This window comes from Peribacillus sp. P4_C12 (assembly GCF_056402095.1).
In genome coordinates this window covers 1-2,978 of sequence record NZ_JBFUIB010000453.1, presented here as the reverse complement: position 1 = coordinate 2,978, position 2,978 = coordinate 1, and the positions used below count along the sequence as shown (strand labels likewise).

Annotated in this window: 3 protein-coding genes; all 3 read right to left on the bottom strand. The window is 38.8% G+C overall.

Features of this window, described 5'->3' with window-relative positions; translation table 11 throughout:
* Positions 1 to 152: 152 nt before the first annotated feature.
* Positions 153 to 641, bottom strand: a complete 489-nt coding sequence (locus AC1DUW_RS24780; RefSeq protein WP_053346279.1) for a helical membrane plugin domain-containing protein — start codon at positions 639 to 641, stop codon at positions 153 to 155.
* On the bottom strand, positions 641 to 841 hold the full coding sequence (locus AC1DUW_RS24775) for a helical membrane plugin domain-containing protein (RefSeq protein WP_053346280.1): 201 nt from the start codon (positions 839 to 841) through the stop codon (positions 641 to 643). Before AC1DUW_RS24775 ends, AC1DUW_RS24780 begins: the two co-directional genes overlap by 1 nt.
* On the bottom strand, positions 841 to 2,978 hold a 2,138-nt coding region (fdhF, locus tag AC1DUW_RS24770; protein ID WP_477643719.1), incomplete at its 5' end, for a formate dehydrogenase subunit alpha. The genes fdhF and AC1DUW_RS24775, both read right to left, overlap by 1 nt.

The following is a 2,978-nucleotide window of genomic DNA, read 5'->3' as shown; positions in this document are numbered from 1 at the left end:
TCTTTATCCTACCCTTTTAACCTGAAATGAAATTAAATTTGCCCCTAAAACCTAGCCTTCTCTCTATTTTGAAAGAACATACTCACAGAACCGAAGATAAGATAGTCCATGAGTATGAACAGTAAAAAAGTTTTCCTTTGAGAACAAAACACTTACTTTGATTGACCCTTTAATCCTTCTCCTAACCCTTTTAACAAATCAAGAGAAAACCTCATAACACGATTAACATCAGGATCTCTCATTAATTTTACTAAATCGAAAACACTAACTTTTTTGTTTAACTGAAATCCTTCTTCTGCTTTTTGAAGACCTTTTGACAGTCCTCCCACCAGTTTTTTCGTCATTTCAGGATTAAGTTCAGTCAGCACTCCGGCCGCTTCCATTGCATTGTTAACAGCATTTGTTACAGGCGGACGCAGCAATTGTCCCACTGCAATTTTTGCCACTTTCTCTTTTGCTTCAACGAGATTATTGATAGCTCCAAGAATTCCACTTTCGTGAAGTTCTTGGAGAAGTTTAATTGTTTCTTTAATCCCATCGGCATTTTCGGATAAATCTTGTAAAACCTTTTCAAGCGTTTGATCTTGTTTTTCTTTTTCGGTAAAGATTGGTTCATCTATCTTTGTAATTGGTTTTGCCATTATTTTATACCTCCCGGTATATTCAAATCTGCGAGAGCTTCAAGAATGCCCATTTTATTGAGTGTTTGGAGAAGTAGAATAGTTTTTCCAATAACATCTGCATTTTCGGATAAATCTTGAACTACCTGTTTAAGAATTTGATCCCGTTTTTCATCTTCTGTCAGAACTGATGCATCTAAAGTCTTCTTCGGTGTTTCCATTACTTTTTAACTCCTGATTTATTCAAGTCTGCAATTGGCTCGTAATCTTTCCGTGCCCATTTTCGTTCCACTTGTACCCCTAACTGAGGTTTACGCGTTGCATAACGAGGGTTATACATTGGAAGTGGTCTGTTTCCTTTTGCTTTCATTAACTCCATTTTTACTTTTATCTGTTTATATGCCGGAGTCTGTGTATTAACATCGCCAACACTTCCAGTTAAAAGGTTGATTGCATTTTCATGACTTACTGAGTGCATTGGAACATACAGTTCTTTTCCTGTAACTCTATCTGTTACGACTGCATGAAGCTTAATTGCACCATAAGGAGAAATTAGGCGTACTAATGATCCATCTTCTACCTTACGTTCTCTTGCAAGTTCAGGCGAAACTTCTACGAATACCTCAGGTAATTTATACTGAATTCCTTTTGATTTATTTGTCATATTCCCTACGTGGAAATGCTCCAAGAGTCGTCCATTGTTCAATGTAAGATCGAAATCTTGTGTGAATTCAACAGGTGGAACATATTCTGCAAGAGAAAAACGCGCTTTTCCATCAGGAAAGTTAAAACGCTTTGTATAAAGAAGTGGCTCATCTATGCCGTCTTTTTGCACTGGCCACATTAAACTATTCCATCCTTCAAGTCTCTCGTATGATACACCCGCAAAAGTTGGACAAAGTCTTGAAATTTCGTCCATAATATCGCTTGGGTGTTCATAGTTCCAATCCACACCCATATATTTAGCAATTTGCTGAATAATCCACCAGTCTGGTTTTGATTCTTCTAGTGGCTCAAGTGCTTGATACAGACGTTGAATGCGACGCTCTGTATTGGTGAATGTTCCATCTTTTTCAAGAGAAGGAGCTGCCGGCAAAACAACATCTGCAAATTGTGCAGTTTTTGTTAAGAACACATCTTGTACAACAAAGAACTCTAGCTTACCGAGGGTGTCATGGACATGATTGGAGTTTGAATCTACCCATGCCATGTCTTCCCCCATGAGATACATGGCTTTCAGTTTGCCTTTCTCTGATGCTTCTAGCATATCAATGTTCGTAAATCCTGACTTTTCAGAGATTTTTACGCCGTAAGCTTTTTCAAAATTAGCACGTGCGACATTGTCTGTTAAACGCTGATTGCCCGCGAGCCATTGTGGAAGAGCCCCCATGTCACATGAACCTTGCACATTATTATGACCGCGAAGTGGGTATGCTCCCGTTCCAGTGCGACCGAAATTACCCGTTACAAGTAGAAGGTTAGCGATAGCTCCTGATGTATAGGAACCTGCAATATTTTGAGTAACACCCATTCCCCATAAAATACATGTTCCTTTTGATTCATGAATCATTTTAGCTGWTTTAATCAGTTGTTCTTTTGGAAGACCAGTCACTTTCACTGCAAAGTCTAGCGTATATTTATTAAGAAGTTTCAGATACTCTTCGTAGTTATTTACACGAGCTTTAATGAATTTTTCATCATGCCAACCTTGATCAATCATATATTTTGCAACAGCAGTCAACCAAACAAAGTCTGTTCCTTGTTTTGGATGTAAAAATAAATCAGAACGCTCTGCCAGTTCATGTTTACGAAGATCTGACACAATCAATTTTTGTCCGTGTAATTTCTTAGCCCGCTTAACTCGTGTCGCTAAAACAGGATGTCCTTCAGTTGGGTTTGCCCCAATCGTGATAACAAGACCTGCACTTGCAATATCCTGAATGGTACCTGAATCCCCACCATATCCAACAGTGGCCAGTAGCCCATCTGTCGCAGGCGATTGACAGTAACGAGAACAGTTATCCACGTTGTTTGTTTCAAACACTTGACGAGCCAATTTTTGCATGAGATATGATTCTTCATTCGTCGTTTTCGAAGAACTTACAAAGCCAAGTGCATCTCCTCCGTACGTTTCTTTAATGGCACCCATTTTTTCTGTAATTAAAGTAAGTGCTTCATCCCAAGTAGCAGGAACAAATGCATCTCCTTTCCGAATTAAGGGAGTAGTAAGGCGTTGTTCACTATTAACAAAGTCCCATCCGAATTTCCCTTTCACACAGGTTGAAACACTGTTTACAGGACTATTTTCAGTTGGCTCAACTTTTAAAATTTCACGTCCTTTAGTCCATACTTCAAATG